At 41.3% G+C, this 20,661-nt stretch carries 20 protein-coding genes, 2 tRNA genes and 1 pseudogene; 9 read left to right on the top strand and 14 right to left on the bottom strand.

All coding sequences use genetic code 11. From position 1 onward, the window contains the following. The first annotated feature begins 53 nt into the window (after window positions 1-53). On the top strand, window positions 54-971 hold the full coding sequence (gene fdhE, locus DY200_RS01875) for a formate dehydrogenase accessory protein FdhE (RefSeq protein ID WP_115586699.1): 918 nt from the start codon (window positions 54-56) through the stop codon (window positions 969-971). Window positions 972-1,183: 212 nt separating this feature from the next. Here the strand turns inward: fdhE and DY200_RS01870 are convergent. Next, window positions 1,184-1,260: transfer RNA gene (locus tag DY200_RS01870), tRNA-Arg, on the bottom strand. 45 nt (window positions 1,261-1,305) lie between these two features. After that, window positions 1,306-1,382, bottom strand: a tRNA-Pro gene (locus tag DY200_RS01865). Window positions 1,383-1,569: 187 nt separating this feature from the next. On the opposite strand from DY200_RS01865, the gene folD reads away from it, so the two are divergent. Together folD and DY200_RS01855 are read left to right on the top strand one after the other, a co-directional pair. Beyond that, window positions 1,570-2,427 (top strand): bifunctional methylenetetrahydrofolate dehydrogenase/methenyltetrahydrofolate cyclohydrolase FolD, encoded by an 858-nt coding sequence (gene folD, locus DY200_RS01860; protein ID WP_115586698.1) that lies wholly within the window; start codon window positions 1,570-1,572, stop codon window positions 2,425-2,427. A gap of 144 nt (window positions 2,428-2,571) precedes the next feature. Next, a complete protein-coding gene (locus tag DY200_RS01855; protein ID WP_115586697.1) occupies window positions 2,572-4,110 on the top strand; it encodes an L-lactate MFS transporter in 1,539 nt (512 codons plus the stop codon). A gap of 97 nt (window positions 4,111-4,207) precedes the next feature. Here the strand turns inward: DY200_RS01855 and dapA are convergent, their stop codons facing one another. Continuing rightward, window positions 4,208-5,101, bottom strand: coding sequence for a 4-hydroxy-tetrahydrodipicolinate synthase (gene dapA, locus DY200_RS01850; RefSeq protein ID WP_005597428.1), 894 nt, complete (start codon window positions 5,099-5,101; stop codon window positions 4,208-4,210). A gap of 152 nt (window positions 5,102-5,253) precedes the next feature. Further along, complete coding sequence (locus tag DY200_RS01845; protein WP_115586696.1) at window positions 5,254-6,195, bottom strand: Kdo(2)-lipid IV(A) acyltransferase; 942 nt, start codon at window positions 6,193-6,195, stop codon at window positions 5,254-5,256. Window positions 6,196-6,359: 164 nt separating this feature from the next. On the opposite strand from DY200_RS01845, the gene hpf reads away from it, so the two are divergent. Continuing rightward, on the top strand, window positions 6,360-6,674 hold the full coding sequence (gene hpf, locus DY200_RS01840) for a ribosome hibernation-promoting factor, HPF/YfiA family (RefSeq protein WP_005597433.1): 315 nt from the start codon (window positions 6,360-6,362) through the stop codon (window positions 6,672-6,674). A gap of 58 nt (window positions 6,675-6,732) precedes the next feature. On the opposite strand, the gene truA is transcribed toward hpf, so the two are convergent. Beyond that, entirely contained in the window at window positions 6,733-7,521 is a 789-nt protein-coding gene (gene truA, locus DY200_RS01835; RefSeq protein ID WP_115586695.1) for a tRNA pseudouridine(38-40) synthase TruA, read from the bottom strand. Between the two features lie 78 nt (window positions 7,522-7,599). After that, entirely contained in the window at window positions 7,600-8,256 is a 657-nt protein-coding gene (folE, locus tag DY200_RS01830; RefSeq protein WP_005601234.1) for a GTP cyclohydrolase I FolE, read from the bottom strand. A 100-nt stretch (window positions 8,257-8,356) separates the two neighbouring features. Between folE and DY200_RS01825 the strand changes: the two genes are divergently transcribed. After that, window positions 8,357-9,061: a 3-deoxy-D-manno-octulosonic acid kinase gene (locus tag DY200_RS01825; RefSeq protein ID WP_115586694.1), complete on the top strand. Its 705-nt coding sequence runs from the start codon at window positions 8,357-8,359 to the stop codon at window positions 9,059-9,061. A gap of 79 nt (window positions 9,062-9,140) precedes the next feature. Here DY200_RS01825 and DY200_RS01820 read toward each other — a convergent pair whose 3' ends face one another. The 3 genes from DY200_RS01820 to DY200_RS01810 all read right to left on the bottom strand — a co-directional run bounded on the left by DY200_RS01820 (window position 9,141) and on the right by DY200_RS01810 (window position 11,340). Beyond that, complete coding sequence (locus DY200_RS01820) at window positions 9,141-9,479, bottom strand: cyclophilin-like fold protein (RefSeq protein WP_115587959.1); 339 nt, start codon at window positions 9,477-9,479, stop codon at window positions 9,141-9,143. A gap of 58 nt (window positions 9,480-9,537) precedes the next feature. Further along, window positions 9,538-10,113 carry a sugar O-acetyltransferase gene (locus tag DY200_RS01815; protein WP_115586693.1) on the bottom strand — a complete coding sequence of 192 codons (576 nt, stop codon included), beginning with the start codon at window positions 10,111-10,113 and terminating at the stop codon, window positions 9,538-9,540. A gap of 84 nt (window positions 10,114-10,197) precedes the next feature. After that, the gene (locus tag DY200_RS01810; protein ID WP_115586692.1) at window positions 10,198-11,340 is read right to left on the bottom strand and encodes an alpha/beta hydrolase; all 1,143 of its coding nucleotides are present in this window, start codon (window positions 11,338-11,340) and stop codon (window positions 10,198-10,200) included. A 158-nt stretch (window positions 11,341-11,498) separates the two neighbouring features. Between DY200_RS01810 and DY200_RS01805 the strand changes: the two genes are divergently transcribed. Continuing rightward, window positions 11,499-12,383 carry a LysR family transcriptional regulator gene (locus tag DY200_RS01805; RefSeq protein ID WP_115586691.1) on the top strand — a complete coding sequence of 295 codons (885 nt, stop codon included), beginning with the start codon at window positions 11,499-11,501 and terminating at the stop codon, window positions 12,381-12,383. Window positions 12,384-12,437: 54 nt separating this feature from the next. Here the strand turns inward: DY200_RS01805 and DY200_RS01800 are convergent, their stop codons facing one another. From DY200_RS01800 to cysS, 5 genes are all read right to left on the bottom strand, one after another. Further along, window positions 12,438-13,256 carry a MetQ/NlpA family ABC transporter substrate-binding protein gene (locus tag DY200_RS01800; protein ID WP_005601246.1) on the bottom strand — a complete coding sequence of 273 codons (819 nt, stop codon included), beginning with the start codon at window positions 13,254-13,256 and terminating at the stop codon, window positions 12,438-12,440. Between the two features lie 113 nt (window positions 13,257-13,369). Beyond that, entirely contained in the window at window positions 13,370-14,191 is an 822-nt protein-coding gene (locus DY200_RS01795) for a MetQ/NlpA family lipoprotein (protein ID WP_115586690.1), read from the bottom strand. A gap of 25 nt (window positions 14,192-14,216) precedes the next feature. Continuing rightward, window positions 14,217-14,894 carry a methionine ABC transporter permease gene (locus tag DY200_RS01790; protein ID WP_005597560.1) on the bottom strand — a complete coding sequence of 226 codons (678 nt, stop codon included), beginning with the start codon at window positions 14,892-14,894 and terminating at the stop codon, window positions 14,217-14,219. Further along, the gene (gene metN, locus DY200_RS01785; RefSeq protein WP_115586689.1) at window positions 14,884-15,918 is read right to left on the bottom strand and encodes a methionine ABC transporter ATP-binding protein MetN; all 1,035 of its coding nucleotides are present in this window, start codon (window positions 15,916-15,918) and stop codon (window positions 14,884-14,886) included. The genes DY200_RS01790 and metN overlap by 11 nt, the downstream gene beginning before the upstream one ends. Window positions 15,919-16,115: 197 nt before the next feature. Further along, entirely contained in the window at window positions 16,116-17,495 is a 1,380-nt protein-coding gene (cysS, locus tag DY200_RS01775) for a cysteine--tRNA ligase (protein WP_115586688.1), read from the bottom strand. A gap of 144 nt (window positions 17,496-17,639) precedes the next feature. On the opposite strand from cysS, the gene DY200_RS01770 reads away from it, so the two are divergent. The 3 genes and pseudogenes from DY200_RS01770 to DY200_RS01760 all read left to right on the top strand — a co-directional run bounded on the left by DY200_RS01770 (window position 17,640) and on the right by DY200_RS01760 (window position 20,645). After that, window positions 17,640-18,149 carry a peptidylprolyl isomerase gene (locus DY200_RS01770; protein ID WP_115586687.1) on the top strand — a complete coding sequence of 170 codons (510 nt, stop codon included), beginning with the start codon at window positions 17,640-17,642 and terminating at the stop codon, window positions 18,147-18,149. A 103-nt stretch (window positions 18,150-18,252) separates the two neighbouring features. Next, window positions 18,253-19,488 carry a multifunctional CCA addition/repair protein gene (locus DY200_RS01765; RefSeq protein WP_115586686.1) on the top strand — a complete coding sequence of 412 codons (1,236 nt, stop codon included), beginning with the start codon at window positions 18,253-18,255 and terminating at the stop codon, window positions 19,486-19,488. 70 nt (window positions 19,489-19,558) lie between these two features. Continuing rightward, window positions 19,559-20,645 (top strand): annotated as a pseudogene (locus DY200_RS01760) (IS3 family transposase). Window positions 20,646-20,661: the final 16 nt, after the last annotated feature.

Raw genomic sequence — 20,661 nt, 5'->3', positions numbered from 1 at the left:
CTAAATTTCTTTTGACTAAGGGAATTTAGCAAGATTTAACGAGAGAACATAATATGAGTATCCGAATTTTACCCGAAAACGAAATTAAACAAGCTGCAAGCTCGTTTCAAAATCCGCCTTTATTATTCGCTAATCCGAAGAACCTATATTTTCGTCGCGCCAAACGATTACGCCAATTGGCTGAAAATAATCCGTTCGGCGATTACTTGGAATTTGCGGCGAATCTTTCCGAAGTACAGTTAGATTTATTGGAAAATCATCCCATTGCAAATTATACGGAAAAATTAACCGCTTGCATTGAAGAATCAAACGGACAAAAACCGCTGAATACCAAAACCTTTAAGCGTTCAAGCGAATGGCGCGAATTGCTTTTGTTATTAACTGAGAAATTTAAACCCTATGCTAACGACACGATGTTGGCAACGATTGAGTTATTAGAGAAATCATCCACTTCCGAACTGGAAGCGTTAGCCGACGATTTACTTAATGAACGTTATGAAGCTGTCGGTGCGGATAAAGCGGTATTCTTATGGGCGGCGTTATCGCTTTATTGGACGCAATTAGCCCAACAGCTACCGCGTAATACGCAAACGGAAGTCGGCGAACGTCATACTTGTCCGGTTTGTGACTCTGCGCCTATCGTAAGTGTGGTACATTTTGGCGATACGCAAGGCTTACGCTATTTACACTGTTCTCTATGCGAAAGCGAATGGAATATGGTGCGTTCGCAATGCTCCGTTTGCGATCAAAGCGGAAAATTGGATTATTGGAGTATTGATAGTGTAGATGCGCCAGTAAAAGCCGAAAGTTGCGGCGATTGTGAAAGTTATTTGAAAGTGCTTTATCAAGAAAAAGATCCGCACGTGGAACCGGTTGCGGACGATTTAGGCACGCTATTCTTAGATGCGGAAATGGAACAGAAAGGCTTTGCGCGCAGCGGCCTAAATCCGTTCTTATTCCAAGTCGAATAATCCTTTACTAATAAGCGGTCAAATTTGACCGCTTATTTTTATCTAAAAACATTAAATTTCTCAACGCAAAATGCCGTATATCAATACGGATGCTTTTCACATTTATGCAACGCATAAAATATACCGGTACAAATAGGTTACAAAGCACGTTTTATGTAGCAAAATAATTTATGAGACTTAAGTATAACTGATTGAAATATATAGAAAAGTAATGGCACGCCCTAAAGGATTCGAACCTTTGACCCACGCCTTAGAAGGGCGTTGCTCTATCCAGCTGAGCTAAGGGCGCAATGGGATAAATATATAAGGAAGAAATATTTATGAAAGAGTAAAGTGGTCGGCGAGATAGGATTTGAACCTACGACCCACTGGTCCCAAACCAGTTGCGCTACCAAGCTGCGCTACTCGCCGACGAAAAGTGAGATTTATTATAGACTTATCTTAAATTTCGTCAATCTCTTTTTTAAGTATTATCGTTTAACTGTTTGAACTTTAATCGTATTTATACATAGCGATCTTTAACTTACCTACTTGCAAATCAACCGTTTTCTGACAAAATAGCAAACGTTTGCAATCTAATCGAATCAAGGGAGATACAATGACGGCACACATTATTTCAGGCACGGCAGTGGCAAAGCAAGCTAAAGCGAATATCGCCGAACAAATTCAAGCCTATACCGCACAAGGTAAACGTAAACCGGGATTAGCGGTGATTTTAGTGGGAATGGATCCCGCCTCTCAGGTGTATGTGAATAGTAAACGAAAAAGCTGTGCCGAAATCGGTATCGAATCAAAATCGTACGATCTGCCTGCCGAAACCGGTGAAGCCGAATTACTTGCGATTATCGAACAATTAAACCATGACGATTCGGTGGACGGTATTTTAGTGCAATTACCGCTTCCAAAACAGATCGATGCGACTAAAGTTACCGAAGCGATTGTGCCGCATAAAGATGTGGACGGTTTCCATCCTTACAATGTCGGACGTTTATGCCAAAAAATCCCGACTTTGCGCTCTTGCACCCCATACGGCGTAATGAAATTACTGGAAAGTACCGGCGTGAATCTCGCCGGATTACATGCCGTTGTTGTCGGCGCTTCAAATATTGTCGGTCGTCCGATGGCAATGGAACTACTGCTTGCCGGTTGTACCGTTACCGTCACACATAGCCGCACTAAAGATTTGGCTTATCACGTTTCGCAAGCGGATATTGTGGTTGCCGGAGTCGGTAAACCTAACTTTGTAAAAGGTGAATGGATTAAACCGGGTGCGATTGTGATTGATGTCGGCATTAACCGAGTGGAAGGCAAATTAATCGGTGACGTGGAATACTCCGCTGCGGAAGCTAAAGCGAGCTTCATCACGCCGGTACCGGGCGGTGTCGGTCCGATGACGGTAGCGATGTTAATGCAAAATACCTTGCAAGCCTATCAAGTTCATTTACAAGCGGTCTGATTTTCAATTTATTCCGCAATTAAGCCTCTTTTGAAAAAAGAGGCTTTTTTTACTGAATACTCTCTTACGCAAACGTTTGCGCAAATGATTTTTGCTGTTATAATTACGTTAAATTATTGTTAATAATCTCTAAATGGAGCATCCATGTCATTCTTAGATCGTGAAAAAACCATTGCGCCTTTGCAATTTAATCGTTGGTTAATTCCTCCCGCCGCCCTTGCCGTACATTTATCTATCGGACAAATCTACGCTTACTCGGTTTTCAATGCACCGCTCACTAAAGTTATCGGTATCACTCAATCCGTAGCGGGCGACTGGAAACTGACCACCGTCGGTTGGGTATTTAGTATCGCACTTGCCGTATTAGGAGCTTCCGCCGCATTATTCGGTACATGGATGGAACGTGTCGGTCCTCGTAAAGCGATGTTCGTCGCAACCATTTGCTTTAGCTTAGGTTTTCTTGTTGCGGCATTCGGCGTACATACCCATAATTTATGGCTGTTATATTTAGGCAACGGCGTACTCGGCGGTATCGGCTTAGGTCTAGGTTATATCGGACCGGTTTCAACCTTAATGAAATGGTTCCCGGATAAACCGGGGATGGCGACCGGTTTAGCCATTATGGGGTTCGGCGGCGGTGCAATGCTCGCTTCTCCAATTTCCGTGGCGTTAATGAACTTCTTCAGTAGCCCGACATCGGTAGGGATTGTCGAAACCTTTATCGTATTAGGTATTTTCTATTTCATCTTTATGATGTTCGGCGTCTTCACTATTCGCCTACCGCATCCGGAATGGAAACCGAAAGGTTTTGTGGAAAGTAAACCTAAGAATAAATTGGTAAGCTCGCATAATGTCGGTGTGAATAAAGCGATGAAAACACCACAGTTCTGGCTACTGTTCTGGATTTTATGTCTAAATGTTACCGCCGGTATCGGGGTTCTCGGTCAGGCGTCGGTAATGATTCAAGAATTATTCTCGGAAGTTTCCGTCGGTAAGCAAGCGGCAATCGGTACCCTAGCGGCAGCCGGATTTGTAGGCTTACTCAGTCTGTTTAATATGGGCGGACGTTTCTTCTGGTCGAGTATTTCGGACAAAATCGGACGTAAAAATTTATACTCTATTTTCTTCTTACTCGGTTCTGTGCTTTACTTTATTATTCCGTCATTAGGCGAAAGCGGCAACAAAGCACTGTTTGTAATCGGCTTCTGTGTGATTATTTCCATGTACGGCGGCGGTTTCGCAGCAATCCCTGCTTATCTTCGCGATTTATTCGGTAGTTATCAAGTCGGAGCTATTCACGGACGCGTATTACTTGCTTGGTCCACTGCCGCAGTCATCGGCCCTGTTCTAGTAAACTATATTCGCCAAATGCAAATCGATAACGGCGTACCGGCGGCACAGGCTTACAGTATTACGATGTATATTATGGCGGCATTATTGATTATCGGACTTATCTGTAATTTAAGTGTGAAAGCGGTACATGAAAAACATCACGAATTACCGTTGAAAGACGCGGCGCACAGTGCGGAACCAAGTGATGAAACGGTCATTTCGGATACTTACCTCGTTGCCGAAGAAGTCGCACACGGCGGCTGTATGGTGTGGTTACGTTGGATTATCGTTACCGTACCGCTTGCTTACGGTGTTATTATGGTATTTGCCAAAGTCGTTGAGCTGTTCTAAACAAATCGTTACAAATTTTTCGGTAAATTTAACCGCTTATCTAACAAAAAACCCCGTTATATCACGGGGTTTCTTTCTTTATCGTGCTAACAAGCGGTTAAATTAAACCGGCTTTTTGTAATGCGGCTAATACGGTAGGTTGAGCCGCTTCAGATAACGTGGTTAATGGTAAACGTAAGTTCGGCTCGCTGATTAAACCTAATTTATACGCCGCCCATTTTACCGGAATCGGATTCGCTTCGATAAATAAATCGTGGTGTAACGCCATTAAACGTTGGTTAATCGCTTCCGCTTCATCGAATTTACCGGCTAACGCAAGCTCGCACATTTTCGCCATATCGGCTGCCGCAACGTTATTCGTAACGGAAATCACACCTTGACCTCCGAGTTTCATAGATTCTAGACCCGTCGCATCGTCACCGCTTAAGAAAATAAAATCTTCTCCGGCTAATTTTTTGATTAGAGGCAAACGAGTTAAATCGCCCGTCGCTTCTTTTACACCGACAATATTCGGAATTTCAGCTAAACGACCGATAGTTTCCGGTTTTAAATCGCTACCGGTACGGCTCGGTACGTTATATAAAATTTGCGGTAAGTCGGTACTTTCGGCGATTGCTTTATAGTGTAAATACATCCCTTCTTGAGTCGGTTTATTATAATAAGGCACCACACTTAAACAGCCGGCAACACCGCTATTGGTAAGTAATTTGGTTAAAATAATCGCTTCACTGGTTGCATTTGAACCCGTACCGGCAATAATCGGAATACGACCGTCTGCAAACTCCACGGTTTTCTTGATTACCTTCACGTTCTCATCAATACTTAATGTGGTGGATTCACCCGTCGTACCGACCGATACGATACCGTGCGTACCGGCTTGAACATGGTGTTCAACCAATCTTTTTAACTCTTCGTAATTTACTTCACCGTGTGTCATCGGCGTGACAAGCGCAACAATACTGCCGTGAAATAGTGGGGTTGCCATAATCATCTCCTGTATTTTCTTGTTATGTACAATATTTTGTTAGATTGCAAAATTCGCTTTAAATATGCAAGTATTTTTTGCGAATAACAACTAAAAAATTAAAGAAAATACGGAAAGAAAAAATAAACCCGACACTATTAATTCATGTCGGGTTTATTTTAATCGTATAAACTCTTGTCCGATTCTTGCGGGCGTGTTTTAAACCGGCGATGTAACCACATATATTGGCTGACTTCTTTCAGAATTTCAGTTTCAACGACTTTATTCATTTTGGTTGCAGTATCCAATTCATCACTACATTCACTAAAATCAACCGCCGGACTGACTTTTACCGTATATCCGGAAAAATCGTCATTTCGAATCGGACTGAACGGCACGACCACCGTATTCGGTGCGGAACGTAATAACATTCGCGTCCCCGCCGTAGTACAAGCTTCATTTACGGCAAAAAACGGCACGAATACGCTATTTTTACGTCCGTAATCATGATCCGGCGCATACCAAATCGTCTCGCCCGCTTTTAAAGCACGAATCATACCGCGTAAGTCTTTACGATCGAGCATCGCCTTATTTGAGCGTACTCTGCCGCGAAACTGAATCCAATCTAATAAAGGATTATCATTCGGTCGATAAACACCCACACCTTGGTGATGAAGCCCTACAATGCGTGCGCCCATTTCTAACGTGAGAAAATGCACACCGACTAATAAAATCCCCGCTCCTTGTGGCTGATTTTTAAGATGTTCCAGCCCTTCGATTTTCGACCATTTAAGAATACGCTTATCCGACCAAAACCACGCCATACCGGTTTCAATAATCGCCATACCGACTGATTCGATATTTTTGGCTAAAATAGCTTGAATCCGTTCGGCGGAATAATCCGGAAAGCAGAGTTCTAAATTCCGGCGTGCAATACGCATTCTACGTTTACCGAAACCGAGTTTGGCAAACAGTTTACCCACCCCCTTACCTAATACGACCAAGACCGGATAAGGTAAGCACAAAATTAATTTAAATAACCCCAGCCCCAGCCAAAGCCCCCAATATTTCGGGTGCAAGAAGCGTAACTCAAACGGCGGAATGTTTTTATTCTCAGTCATTTTTTACCATCCTAATTTTTCGGATAGATTATAATCAAAAACACTAAAAAAGTGTTAAGTAGATCAAATTTTTAAATTTTGCTTCATTTTTTGACTTGATATTTTGGAGTAAAAGTCATATTTTGAAATCAACTTAATAACCCCTTCACAAAGAGGAAAATGCTATGACAATCAATATTTCAAGCAAACAAATGGATGTAACCCCTGCAATTCGTACCCATATTGAAGAACGCTTAGCGAAACTCGAAAAATGGCAAACTCAGTTAATCAATCCGCATTTTATGATCCATAAATTGCCGAATAGTTATGAAGTTGAAGCGTCTATCGGTACCCCGGTCGGAGAACTTTTTGCGAAGGCAAATAACGAAGATTTATATTTAGCAATTAATGAAGTCGAAACCAAACTCGAAACGCAATTAAATAAATTAGTACATAAAAATGAAGCGCGTCGTACGGACAGTACTTTAAAAAACGTTTAAAAAATTAAATAACAATTGAAGATAAAGCCAAATCGAATTTCGGTTTGGCTTTTTTAATTTAATTATCCGCCAGAAATAACGGACCTAATGCGGTTTTAGGGATACCGAAACGCTCCGGATAATGCACATCCACCAAATATAAACCTTCCGCTTTTGCGGTCGGCGCCGCTAAGGTACGATCTCGTTGTGCCAATAACCATTGAATCCATTCGACCGGTTGTCTGCCCTGCCCGACTTCAATTAGGCTTCCGACAATATTGCGCACCATATGATGCACAAAAGCATTCGCTTGAATATCCACCACAATATAATTACCCAAGCGGCTGACATTCAGATAATGAACGTTACGCCAAGGGGTATGCGATTGACATTTAGCGGCACGGAATGAGCTAAAGTCATTTTCGCCTAACAAAAACTGACCGGCTTCGTGCATTTTCTGATGATCGAGTTCATAATGATAATGTGAGACACCTTTCGGCAAAATTGCCGAACGCAGTTTGTTATTAAAAATAATGTAACGATAACGTCTTGCCATGGCACTAAAACGGGCGTGAAAATCTTCACTTACCTCAACCGCCCATTTTACCGCAATATCGTCCGGTAAATTCGCATTGGTACCGAAACACCAACTTTGTAACGGACGTATCGCCTGCGTTTCAAAATGCACCACTTGCCCCGTACCGTGTACGCCGGAATCGGTTCGTCCGGCACAAAAAACCTCTATCGGCGCGTTGGCGACAATCGACAATGCTTCTTCCAGCTTCTGTTGCACGCTTTCCACTTCATCTTGACGCTGCCAGCCGAAATAGCGACTGCCGTCATATTCAATGCCTAATGCAATTTTCATTATTTCGCTCTATATCAAAAAAGATAAGCGGTTAAATTTTGCAAAAATTTGCCAAAATCAGACCGCTTATCCGTTCAATTATTTATTGATTAAACCTAAAAATTCTTTGCGCGTTTCTCTGTCTTCTAAGAAAACGCCGCCGAATGCCGACGTTACCGTATAGCTATTCGTATCTTTCACGCCGCGGCATTTCACGCAGAAATGTGTTGCTTTAACAAAAACCGCGACATCGTCCGTTTCTAAAATCGTTTGGAATGCGGTTAGGATCTGTTCGGTAAAACGCTCTTGCACTTGCGGACGTTGAGCGAAAAATTGCACCACGCGATTAATTTTAGATAAGCCGATTACCCATTTTTTCGGGTAATACGCCACCGCCACTTTACCGTCAATCGTCACAAAATGGTGTTCGCAAGTGGAAGTCAGGGTAATATCGTCCACCAACACCATTTCGCTGACTTTCATACGATTTTCAATATTGGTAATTTTCGGGAAAGTCGCATAATCCAAGCCGCTAAAAATTTCATCCACATACATCTTCGCCAAGCGGTGCGGAGTTTCTTCCAAACTATCGTCTTGTAAATCCAATCCCAGTAATTCCAGTACCGAACGCATATGCTGTTGAATTTCGGCACGACGGGAATCTTTGTCTTTAGTCAGTTGAACGGTTGGGGTTTCAATGCCTTTCGCAATTAAGGCTTCACGCACTTTTTGGGCTTCTGCGGAGATAATGCTCATTGGGGTTCCTCTAAAAATCAAGGCGAGAATTTTAACAAATTGACATCAAAAAAAATAGCACTAAAATTTATCTCAATAATAACTCGTCCCAATAATCCGTATGATTTTTTATCACTTTAATCCTAAACTTGTCTCCCTTTCACAGATAGAAACCTTAAAAACGTTGCTTAATTGCAAAAATTTTGCCGATTCCGACCGCTTGTTAGGCTCGTCCAAAGGCAGAGGCATTACTTGGTTTCTAAACACGCAAGCCGAATTGGGCGTAAATACGGTACTTCGTCATTACTATCGCGGCGGGCTATTCGGTAAAATCGTCAAAGATCAGTATCTATTTAACGGGCTGGAAAACACCCGAGCGTTTCAAGAATTTTCCTTATTGGAAAAATTGCACGAATGGCATTTACCCGTCCCTCAACCGATTGCGTTAAAAGTGGAAAAAACCTGTTTTTGGTATCGAGCGGACATTATGCTGGAAAAAATCGAAGGCACACAAGATTTGAGTAAATATCTCCAAACCAATGCGCTTTCCGACACGCAATATCAACAAATCGGTAAATTGATTCGTCGATTACACGATCATCAAGTGCATCATTCGGATTTAAATATCCATAATATTTTGCTTGAACCGACAAGCGGTCAATTTTTCTTAATTGATTTCGATAAATGCGGTATTTCGCAAACTAATGATTGGAAAACGGAAAACTTGGCTCGTTTGCTACGCTCGTTTAAAAAAGAACAAACACGTTTAAATATTCGATTTAACGAGCAAAATTGGCAGGCTTTGCTCGCTGGTTACCATAAATAATGCTATTAATAAAAAAGAAGAAAGTTTTAAAGGCTTTCTTCTTTAGCTATTTGAAATATATGACGTTCACGTATTACGGTTAATTCTCAAAAAAAACCTTTATGCTCCCCTTCCCTAACGCCTCTTTTAATCCGCTCACATTATGAATTTTGCCAATGTTAGTATAGCGATAAGGCGTATCAAAACGCTCATAAAAAATCACTAATGTATTCCCCTGCCAAAGTAAAATATCGCCTGTTTGAATTGAGCCGACTGCCTGATCATAAGCGGTCAAATTTTGAGATAATTCTGCAAATTTTTCATTGCGTAGGCGGTCTTGCATTTCTAATGTTAAAGGTAACAATTCTGTAAGTTGCTGTGCAGCCTCGGTATCGGCTAATTTTGCTTCGAAAATTTGTTGTCCTATCTTAATTTGCATCGTTTTCCCTTGTAAAAACGGACTAAAACATAAACTGAAAATCAACCCAATCAGAAGCCTAATTTTCATTGCTAACCTCATCAATTATTTTAACGATTTTAGCCGGTACACCGGCAACAATCGTATTTGCCGGCACATCTTTAGTCACGACACTACCAGCTGCAACAATCGCATTCTCACCGATCGTAACACCGGCTAAAACCGTTGCGCCTGCGCCAATCCAAACATTTTGCTTAATCAGCACAGGTTTAGCGATTACGCCACGACGAGTTTGCGGATTCGTTGGATGATTAACTGTAATAATATTCACTCTTGGGGCAAGCAAAACATTATCTTCAAGTGTAATTCCCCCCAAGTCGGTAAACATACAAGCGGTATTAATAAATACATTTTTGCCGATGCGAAGATGACGACCAAAATCACAATATAACGGCAAATTAACGTGTAAAGTTTCATCAATATGCGATTGGGTAATCTCGCTTAATAGACGTTGAATGTCTGCTTGTGTTTGAAACTTTCCTGATAATTCGGCAATTTTATAAGCATTTTCCGCTACAATTCGATGAATATCTTCAAAAATTTGGCTTCCTTGAGGAATCAACTTATCGATAGGTAAATCAATAGCATATTGCATTTTTGTTCTCTAATTTTCAAAAAGACAGGCGGTCAAATTCCCCTCTTTTTTTGCAAAAATTTAGCGAAATTTGACCGCTTGTTCTTATTTCAGGTTAGTTTTGAAGAATTGTTCAAATTTATCGTATGGAATTTTACCTGCTACATCATCATATAAATCTGTATGAGAAGCCCCTTCTACAATAACAAGCTCTTTATTTTTACTACCTAAAGCTTTGAATGCATCTTCACCAAAATAACGAGAATGCGCTTTTTCACCGTGAACCACTAGCGCTGGTGCTTTTAACTCTGCAGCATATTTCAAAATCGGCATATTGATTAATGGTAAAAATGCAGTTGTCATCCAAGAATGTTCAGGGTTCGAATTTACTGAACGTGGATGAAAACCTCGTTCAGTTCGGTAGAAATTCGCATATTCCGCAAAGAATTTTGGTGTTTTAGCCATAATGTCTTTTTTCGGATCGAGATTGTTCGCAGGCAATAACGTTGCATAACCGTCTTTCATTGCTTCCCAACGGGCGTTATTTAATCCCTCTTTCATTTTATAGCGTTCCTCTGCAGTTTGTGCTGGCACTCGATCATACTGCCCTTTCGGATCAAGTTTGATTTCGTAACCATTCGCATTAACACGAGTCATATCATACATTGTACTTACTGCAACCGCTTTTACACGAGTATCCGAAATTGCCGCATTTAATGCGAAACCACCCCAACCACAAATACCTAAAATACCGATTTTCTCACGATCTACATTTTCCAGTGAACCCAGAAAATCTACTGCTGCTGAAAAATCCTCTGTGTTAATTTCAGGAGAAGGTACATTACGTGGTAAACCTGAGCTTTCCCCAGTGTACGAACCATCAAATGCTACGGTAATAAAACCTCGCTCTGTCATATGTTGCGCATACAGCCCCGATGTTTGTTCTTTTACCGCACCAAATGGTCCGCTTACCGCAATCGCAGGTAATTTACCTGTCGCACCTTTCGGTACATACAAGTCACCAACCAAAGTAATACCATAACGATTTTTAAAAGTTACTTTGCGGTGTTCCACTTTATCTGACTTTGGAAAAATCTTATCCCATTCTTGAGTCAGTTGAACGGTTTGAGTTGGGACTTCAATCATTGTTGCTGATTGCGGTAAATTTGCCATAGCATTGCCTCCGATGAATGTAGAACTAAGTAAAAGCGCACTAGAAAGTGCGGTTAATTTAGTACGAATTTTCATTTGCTTTCCTCATTAATCATTTCAAAAGATGTGTACATTATAAAAATTTCCATTCAAATGATAATGACCAAAAATTCAATAACATTTATTCACTCAGGTTCTAAATCAGGTAAAATAGCGGTTAAATTTCTCCCATTTTTTACCACAAGATTGATATTATGCTTCAACGAGAAAACTATAACGATCTGTATGCGTTTTTATGTGTTGCACGGGAACAGAATTTCACCAAAGCAGCGACTAAACTTGGCATCTCACAATCTGCGTTAAGCCGTACCATTAAACAGCTGGAATCTCGTTTAGGCGTACAACTCTTCGCCCGAACCACTCGCCGATTATCACTCACTCACGCTGGTAACCAGCTTTTTCAAACCGCTGAACAAACATTTTCTAAACTCGATCACGAATTAGCGATGCTGGGACATTACCGTCAAACACCTTCTGGACAGGTAAGAATCACTGCTTCACAATATGCGATTGATAAAGTGTTATTACCTAAACTTGCTAAATTTCAAACACGATATCCTGAGATTCAACTCGAATTAATCAGCGATACTGCATTTTCCGACATTATTTCCGAGCAGTTTGATGCTGGTGTTCGCTTTGGCGATTTAGTTGCTGAAGGAATGATTGCAGTCAGAATTAGTAACGATGAAGAAATGGCGGTTATTGGATCACCTGATTATTTTCATACTCACGGATTTCCAAGAACACCTTCTGATTTAGCTCATCATCAATGCTTAAATTATCGTTATGCGAGTGGTGCGATGTATCACTGGGACTTCATCGTCAATCACGAGCACGTTCAAATTAAAACACAAGGACAGTGGACATTTTCTAATGATTATTCGATTCGAGATGCAGCAAAGTTAGGATTGGGACTAGGTTATATTTGTAAAGATTCGGTTCAAAAAGAATTGGAAAAAGGTGAGCTAATTCAAGTATTAAGTGAGTTTAGCTATACATTTACTGGTTTTCATCTTTATTATCCGCACCGAAATATTTCGCCTGCATTGAAATGTGTGATTGATACGCTTAAGGAATAAAATAAGCGGTAATTTTTTGCAAAAAACCTACAAAATTTTACCGCTTATCGTTTATTACCAGCCTTTTACAATACCGCCCGGGAAGTGTTTAAGTGCTTCTTGGTACACTTCTTCGGTTTGGAACGCTTTGATAAAGTCTTTAATTGCCGGATTGTCTTTGTTGTCTTCACGAGACACGATCAAATTCACATACGGAGAATCTTTCGCTTCCACAATCACACCGTCTTTTTCCGGTGTTAGACCCGCTTGACCGGCATAGTTATTGTTAATAATTGCGAGATCCACATCGTCTAACGCGCGTGTTAATAATGCCGTATCAATTTGGCTGATTTTGACATTCTTCGGATTTTCAACAATATCCACTTCCGTTGCATAAAGATTTGTCGGATCTTTTAATTTGATCACGCCGTTTGCTTGTAACAAGAGTAAGGAACGACCCGCCGTACTTAACTCATTTGAAATCGCAATTTTGGCACCTTCTTTTAAATCGGCAATCGCTTTAACCGTTTTAGAGTAGCCTGCAATTGGAAACACAAAGGTATTTGCTTGCGCAACAAATTTATAGCCTTTCTCTTTCATTTCGCGTTCAAAGAACGGTACGGATTGGAACGCATTCACATCCAAATCGCCGTGGCTTAATGCGTAGTTCGGTTGAGTATATTCACTAAATTCAACCAACTTCACATCTAAGTTATATTTTTCTTTAGCGATACGTGCCGCTACTTCGTTTACTTGCGCTTCAGGGCCTTGCATCACGCCAACGGTTAATGTTCTTGCTTCTGCTTTCGCCGTATCTGCCGCTTTCTCTTCTTTACAACCGGTTAATGCTAACGCCGAAACAACGACTAAGCCGAATAATTTCTTTAAATTCATAGATAAAACCTCTTAATCTGGATAAAAAACAAGCGGTAAAATTTTCCTATACTTTTGCAAAATTTAGTTTAAATTTCACCGCTTGTTTAACGATACTTGTAATCAACGAATGATTACCAACCTTTTACCACACCGTCTTTAAAGTGTTTTTGCGCTTCGCCGAACACTTCTTCGGTTTGGAATGATTTCACAAAGTTTTTCACCGCTTCGCTGTCTTTGTTGTCTTTACGCGCCACAATGATATTTACATACGGAGAATCTTTATCTTCTACAAAAATACCGTCATTCGCACTTAAACCGACTTGACCTGCGTAAGTATTGTTTACCACCGCTAAATCCACATCATCTAACGCTTTGGCCGCTACTGAAGTATCTACTTCTTTAATGTTTAATTTTTTCGGATTTTCAACAATATCTAATGTGGTTGAGAACAGGTTGGTATTGTCTTTTAACTTAATTAAGCCTTGTTTCTCTAAAAGGATTAATGCGCGCGCAAGGTTTGAAGGGTCGTTAGGTACTGCAACTACCGCGCCTTCCGCTAGCTCAGCAACGTTTTTAATTTTTTTAGAATAACCGGCAAGCGGGAATACGAAAGTATTACCGACGATTTCAAGGTTAGTTAAGCCTTTTGATTGGCTGTCTTTATCTAAATACGGTTTGTGCTGGAAAGCGTTCGCATCTAAATCGCCTTTGCTTACCGCCGTATTCGGTAGCGCATAGTCATTGAATAATACGAATTCAACGTCTAAACCGTATTTTTGTTTAGCTACTTGCGCCGCTTTTTCCGCAACGGTATGTTCCGGACCGGACATTACGCCGACTTTAATTTTTGAAGCTGCTTGTGCCGCAGGCGCATCCGCTTTCTTCTCTTCTTTACAACCGGTTAATGCCAAAGCCGACACTAACGCCACACCCAATACTTTCTTAAAATTCATAGGAAGACCCCTTTTAATGTTGTGTTTAACGATGATCGTAACGTTTTGCAAGATCATCACCGATTTTTTGGCTGATCATCACAATCGCTACGATAATAATTGTTGAAATCCATTTTACATAGACCATATTTCGGTGTTCACCGTAACTGATGGCAAGGTTACCCAAACCGCCGCCGCCGACCGCACCCGCCATTGCCGAATAACCGATTAAAGCGACTAAAGTTAATGTGATACCATTGATTAAAATCGGCAGTGATTCCGGTAGATAAAATTTACTGACCACTTGCCAATTCGTTGCGCCCATCGATTTCGCCGCTTCGGTTAAACCCGCCGGAATTTCTAATAACGCATTGGAAGTTAAACGCGCAAAAAACGGAATTGCCGAAACGCTTAACGGCACAATCGCCGCCGTTGTACCGAGCGTTGTCCCCACTAATAAACGGGTAAAAGGTAACAACACGACTAACAAAATAATAAACGGTACGGAACGACCGATATTAATAATCACATCTAATACTTGATGTAAACGCGGATTCTCTAAAATCTCTCCTTTACCGGTTAAAAATGCCAGAAAACCGATCGGCAAACCGACTACCACGGCAAGTAAAGTCGCCGCAAAGCCCATATAGAGCGTTTCAAGCGTTGAAGTGCCAACTAAGCCCCACATTTGAGGTGTGAGTTCTTGCATAAAGCTATCCCACATAACCAAGCACCTCCACTTTTACTTTATTATCAATCAAATAGAATTTCGCTTCTGCAATCGAATCGTTATTACCGGTCACTTCCGCAATCACAAAACCGAATTTTACCCCACCCGCATAATCGATTTGCGACATTAAAATACTGAAATCAATGCCAAATTTTTTCGATACGATGGAAAGTAACGGCGCATCCACCGAACGACCGGTAAATTCAAATTTAATAATCGGTTTACCGTTCGGTGTCGGATGTTCGGAAAGTTGCTCGGTATATTCCGCCGGTAATTCGTAATGGAATGTCGATTGAATAAATTTCTGCGCCAGTTCCGTTTTCGGATTGGAGAAAATCTCACTCACCGAACCGGTTTCAATTAATTGCCCTTTATCGATCACCGCCACTCGATCACAAATACGTTTTACCACTTCCATTTCATGGGTAATCAATAAAATGGTTAAGCCTAACCGCTTATTAATGTCTTTTAATAGCTGTAAAATCGATTGTGTAGTCGCCGGATCTAACGCACTTGTCGCTTCATCGCATAATAAAACGTGCGGATCACTTGCCAACGCACGGGCGATTGCGACACGTTGCTTCTGACCGCCGGATAAATTGCTCGGATAAACGTCTTTACGTTCGGTTAAGCCGACCAATTCAATCAATTCGTTTACTTTCTTCTCGATCTGATCTTTCGGCGTATTGCTCAACGTAAGCGGTAATGCGATATTTTCATATACCGTATGTGATGCCAACAAATTAAAGTGCTGGAAAATCATCGCAATATTACGGCGAGCTAAAATCAACTCTTTTTCCGACATTGCGGTCAAATCCTGCCCGTCCACAATCACACTACCGATTGTCGGACGTTCAAGTAAATTCACACAGCGAATGAGGGTACTTTTACCCGCTCCACTCGCCCCGATAACGCCGTAAATCGTTCCCTTCGGCACCTCAAGGTTTACGTTGTCTAAGGCGGTAATCTTTTTACCCTTTACCTCAAACTGTTTGCTGATATTTTTCAGCTGAATCATAACTCTATATCCACATTATCTATCAATTAAATTCGTTAGTTATTTTAGACGTCTAGATTGCTATGTCAATTCACTAAACTAATTTTTTTATATCAAAAAAGAATAAAAAAGCAACTAATCATTCTAAGAACGAAAAAAGCGGTTGGATTTGCAAGATTTTTTACAAATTCAACCGCTTGCTATTTCATCGCTAAGGCTTATGCTTTACGCCACGTTGTGCCGTTTGGCGTGTCTTCCAGCACGATATTCATTGCTTTTAGCTTATCACGCACTTCATCGGCAACCGCCCAGTTTTTCGCGGCTTTTGCTTCGTTGCGTTGTTTGATTAACGCTTCAATTTCTGCGACTTCATCATTGTTCGTATCGCCTTGTAAAAACGCTTCCGGATCTTGATAGAGTAAACCTAATACGCCGGCTAATTCTTTTAAACGTACCGCTAAACCGTTCGCTTTCGCCATATCTTCGGTTTTGAGTTTATTCACTTCACGTGCAATTTCAAATAACACCGCTAATGCGCCCGGTGTATTGAAATCATCGTCCATTGCCGCTTTAAACGCTTCGACATACTGCTCGCCGCCGGCAACCTCAACCGATAAATCGCAACCGCGTAATGAGGTATATAAACGCTCTAACGCCGAACGTGCCAAATCTAAATTATCTAAGCTGTAATTTAATAGGCTACGATAATGCGCGGTTAAGAAGAAATAACGTAAAGTTTCCGATTCATATTTTTCTAACATGGTGCGAATCGTGAAGAAATTACCGAGCGATTTTGACATTTTCTCATCGTCAATCGTCAGCATACCGGTGTGTAACCAGTAATTAACATAATCGCCGCCGTGTGCGCAGCAAGATTGCGCAATTTCGTTTTCGTGGTGTGGGAACATTAAATCCGAACCGCCGCCGTGAATATCAAAATGTTCGCCTAACTCTTTGCTGTTCATTGCCGAACATTCGATATGCCAACCCGGGCGACCGTTGCCCCACGGGCTTTGCCAGCTCGGCTCACCTTCTTTCGACATTTTCCATAACACGAAGTCCATCGGATTTTTCTTCACCGATTTAATTTCAACACGTGCGCCGGCTTGTAATTGTTCTAAATTTTGGCGAGATAACGCACCGTATTTTTTGAAACTTTCCACATCAAACATCACGTCGCCGTCCGCCGCTACGTAAGCGTGACCGTTTGCGATCAGTTTTTCCACCATCGCCACAATTTCCGGGATATGTTTGGTCGCACGAGGCTCAACGTCCGGGCGAAGAATATTCAGATCATCAAAATCTTTATGCATTTCAGCAATCATACGCTCGACTAATTGATCGCAAGTTTCGTTATTTTCTAACGCTCGTTTGATGATTTTATCGTCCACATCGGTAATGTTACGCACATAACGCAAGTTATAGCCTAAATAACGTAAATAACGTGCAATCACGTCAAATGAAACAAAGGTACGTCCGTGCCCAAAGTGACAGAGATCGTAAACCGTAACGCCGCAGACATACATACCAACTTGGTTCGGGTTAATCGGTTTAAATTCTTCTTTTTCACGTTTTAAAGTGTTATAAATTTTGAGCATAGTATCCTCTGTACTGATTTGTTATCGCAATGTTGAGAAGTATAGCGAATAAGCGGTCTAATTTTGAGATTTTTTTGCAATTTCCCGTAAACTTTTTAATAATAGCACACTAAACTTCCCTTTCTCTTTTATAAGGAAATCCAAATGATTACATTACATACGAATTTCGGTGACATTAAAATCGAACTTAGCTTTGAAAAAGCACCGGTAACCGCAAAAAACTTTGAAGATTACTGCAAAGAAGGCTTTTATAACGGCACAATTTTCCACCGTGTGATTGACGGCTTTATGATTCAAGGCGGCGGTATGACTTCGGGTTTAATTGAAAAAGCGACCAAAGCACCGATTCAAAACGAAGCGAACAACCTCTTAAGCAACAAACGCGGCACGCTTGCCATGGCGCGCACGTCCGATCCGCATTCGGCAAGCTCACAGTTCTTTATCAACGTAGCGGACAATACTTTCTTAGATTATCGTTCAAAAGAAATGTTTGGTCGTCAAATCGTACAAGAATGGGGCTATGCGGTATTCGGCGAAGTGGTTGAAGGTATGGACGTGGTTGATAAAATCAAAGGCGTGAAAACCGGCAACAAAGGCTTCCACCAAGACGTACCGGTTGAAGATGTAGTAATTGAATCGGTTACCGTTGCCTAATCGCAAAATCCATTAGAAATTTGACCGCTTGCACTCAACACAAGCGGTCAAATTTTTTTATCATTCTGCAAAGTAGAGCCTCTTTCATAAAAGTAACAACACTATGCAAATTTATCTCGTTGGCGGCGCAGTCCGTGATCAGTTATTAAACTTACCGGTAAAAGATCGGGATTATCTGGTGGTCGGCGCAACGCCCGAACAATTATTAGCGCAAGGCTATCAGCAAGTCGGCAATGACTTCCCTGTTTTTCTACATCCGGACACCAAAGAAGAATATGCGCTTGCCCGCCAAGAACGTAAAAACGGGGTCGGTTATAACGGTTTTCTCTGCGACTTTTCGCCGGATGTCACGCTCGAACAAGATTTAATCCGCCGAGATTTAACCATTAATGCGATTGCCCAAGATGCAAGCGGTCAAATTTTTGACCCTTACTGCGGTAAGCAAGATTTAGCCAATCGCCTGCTTCGCCATATTTCACCGGCATTTAGCGAAGATCCGCTACGGGTTTTAAGAGTGGCTCGCTTTGCCGCCCGTTTCCATTCGCTTGGCTTTAAGATCGCCCCTGAAACGGTAAAATTAATGCAAGAAATGACCGCTTGCGGCGAATTGGCACACCTTACCGCCGAGCGTGTTTGGTTAGAAACTCAAAAAGCCTTTGCAACGGATAATCCGCAAATCTATTTTGAAGTATTACGAGAAATCGGCGCATTAGCCGTATTATTTCCGGAATTCGATCGCTTATTCGGTGTACCTCAACCCGAGCAACATCACCCTGAAATTGATAGTGGGGTTCATACCTTACTGGTAATTGAGCAAGCCAAAAGACTTGCAAAAAATGCAGAAAATCCGACCGCTTTACTCTGGGCTGCACTTTGCCACGATTTAGGCAAAGGGTTAACCGAAAAAGACATTCTCCCACATCATTACGGGCACGAAGTAAAAGGTGTCAAACCGGCTAGAGAACTTTCAAATCGCCTGAAAGTGTCAACAGACGTAAAAGATTTCGCCATTTTGGTCACTGAATACCACACCCACTGCCATAAAATGGCGGAGCTGCGTCCGGAAACCGTATTAAAAGTATTTAATGCACTTGATATATGGCGTAAACCGCAACGTTTCTGTGATTTTTTACTCGCTTGTGAAGCGGATGCTCGTGGCAGATTAGGTTTTGAAAATAGGGAATATCCACAAGCTGAACTTGCTAAATGGTATTTTAAAGTAGCAGCCCAAGTAGATGTACAAGCAGTGATTCAAGACGGTTTTGAAAAAAAAGCAATCAGGGAAGAGTTGAATAAGCGGCGAATTACAGCAATAAAAATAATAAAACCCAATGTATAAAACAAGGAGCCTTCTGATCTGCCCCCCAAAAGTTGGACTAAACCTCCAACGGATTAAGGTGCAGATTTTTATGACTAAATATAACTCGCTATTCAAACAACAAGTCATCGAGTTTTATCTTCAAAATGACAAAAACCGTTTATTCACTCAACGACATTTTCAATTATCCAAGAAAACCTTAACTCGGTGGATTGCTCAATTTAATCACAACGGAATCAATGGACTAGCGGTGATGGGTAAGAAGCAAAAATATTCCCCCGAATTCAAATTAACCGTCATACAAGCGGTCAAAAAAGGGCAATTTTCTGCGGAAAGCGCCTCCCTTCATTTTGGTATTGCTAATTCAGGTTCGATTAGCCAATGGTTGCACATCTTTGAAGAACAAGGTATAAACGGCTTATTACCCAAACCAAAAGGTCGTCCGACAATGAAACCGAAATACCCGAAAATGCCTCCTCCACCTAAAACTGAAGAAGAACGCTTACGTTATCGTATTTTAGAGCTGGAAGCGGAGGTAGCTTACCTAAAAAAGCTGCGGGAGTTCAACCAACAAAAAATGCGGCAAAAGCAGCCATCGTAAAAACGTTGCGAGTGGATTTTCCCTTAGAAATCCTCCTCCCTTTGACGGGTTTAAAACGTAGTACGTTCTTTTATCACTTACCGCCTAAAATCGATAAAAATGCAGTGATGAGGCAGAAAGTGATTGAGATTTATTAGGATAATGATGGCAATTACGGCTATCGTCGTATTACGTTAAAAATAGTGAAATTCTTGCTTATGATTTAGCAAGAAGCCCGAACTTTGAGCAAGTGATGCGGATGCTAAAGCAAGCGGTCGCAAAACTGCCTAAGGACGCTAAACCGATTTTACATTCCGACCAAGGCTGGCAATACCAGATGGCAGACTATCAAGAAATGCTGAGAAAACATCATATTAAACAAAGTATGTCGAGAAAAGGGAATTGTTTGGATAATGGGGCAATGGAAAGTTTTTTTGGGCGATTGAAAACGGAATGTTACTTTGGTAAGCGATTTGACACTTTCGAACAACTTGAGAAAGTGATTCACGAGTACATTCATTATTACAACAATGAGCGTATTCAAGTGAAATTAAAAGGACTGAACCCTGTACAATACAGAACTCAGTCCTTAAATTAAATAGTCTAACTTTTTG

It is taken from the genome of Actinobacillus lignieresii, assembly GCF_900444945.1.
In the GTDB taxonomy this organism is placed as follows: Bacteria; Pseudomonadota; Gammaproteobacteria; order Enterobacterales; family Pasteurellaceae; genus Actinobacillus; species Actinobacillus lignieresii.
Note: the sequence above shows the minus strand (reverse complement) of the source record. Positions and strands in the feature narration are given on the sequence as shown.

Bases quoted from the DNA above. Each gene is read 5' to 3' on its own strand.
- fdhE (WP_115586699.1), top strand. From the start codon at position 54: ATGAGTATCCGAATTTTACCCGAAAACGAAATTAAACAAGCTGCAAGC.
- folD (WP_115586698.1), top strand. From the start codon at position 1,570: ATGACGGCACACATTATTTCAGGCACGGCAGTGGCAAAGCAAGCTAAA.
- DY200_RS01855 (WP_115586697.1), top strand. From the start codon at position 2,572: ATGTCATTCTTAGATCGTGAAAAAACCATTGCGCCTTTGCAATTTAAT.
- dapA (WP_005597428.1), bottom strand. From the start codon at position 5,101: ATGATTATGGCAACCCCACTATTTCACGGCAGTATTGTTGCGCTTGTC.
- DY200_RS01845 (WP_115586696.1), bottom strand. From the start codon at position 6,195: ATGACTGAGAATAAAAACATTCCGCCGTTTGAGTTACGCTTCTTGCAC.
- hpf (WP_005597433.1), top strand. From the start codon at position 6,360: ATGACAATCAATATTTCAAGCAAACAAATGGATGTAACCCCTGCAATT.
- truA (WP_115586695.1), bottom strand. From the start codon at position 7,521: ATGAAAATTGCATTAGGCATTGAATATGACGGCAGTCGCTATTTCGGC.
- folE (WP_005601234.1), bottom strand. From the start codon at position 8,256: ATGAGCATTATCTCCGCAGAAGCCCAAAAAGTGCGTGAAGCCTTAATT.
- DY200_RS01825 (WP_115586694.1), top strand. From the start codon at position 8,357: ATGATTTTTTATCACTTTAATCCTAAACTTGTCTCCCTTTCACAGATA.
- DY200_RS01820 (WP_115587959.1), bottom strand. From the start codon at position 9,479: ATGCAAATTAAGATAGGACAACAAATTTTCGAAGCAAAATTAGCCGAT.
- DY200_RS01815 (WP_115586693.1), bottom strand. From the start codon at position 10,113: ATGCAATATGCTATTGATTTACCTATCGATAAGTTGATTCCTCAAGGA.
- DY200_RS01810 (WP_115586692.1), bottom strand. From the start codon at position 11,340: ATGAAAATTCGTACTAAATTAACCGCACTTTCTAGTGCGCTTTTACTT.
- DY200_RS01805 (WP_115586691.1), top strand. From the start codon at position 11,499: ATGCTTCAACGAGAAAACTATAACGATCTGTATGCGTTTTTATGTGTT.
- DY200_RS01800 (WP_005601246.1), bottom strand. From the start codon at position 13,256: ATGAATTTAAAGAAATTATTCGGCTTAGTCGTTGTTTCGGCGTTAGCA.
- DY200_RS01795 (WP_115586690.1), bottom strand. From the start codon at position 14,191: ATGAATTTTAAGAAAGTATTGGGTGTGGCGTTAGTGTCGGCTTTGGCA.
- DY200_RS01790 (WP_005597560.1), bottom strand. From the start codon at position 14,894: ATGTGGGATAGCTTTATGCAAGAACTCACACCTCAAATGTGGGGCTTA.
- metN (WP_115586689.1), bottom strand. From the start codon at position 15,918: ATGATTCAGCTGAAAAATATCAGCAAACAGTTTGAGGTAAAGGGTAAA.
- cysS (WP_115586688.1), bottom strand. From the start codon at position 17,495: ATGCTCAAAATTTATAACACTTTAAAACGTGAAAAAGAAGAATTTAAA.
- DY200_RS01770 (WP_115586687.1), top strand. From the start codon at position 17,640: ATGATTACATTACATACGAATTTCGGTGACATTAAAATCGAACTTAGC.
- DY200_RS01765 (WP_115586686.1), top strand. From the start codon at position 18,253: ATGCAAATTTATCTCGTTGGCGGCGCAGTCCGTGATCAGTTATTAAAC.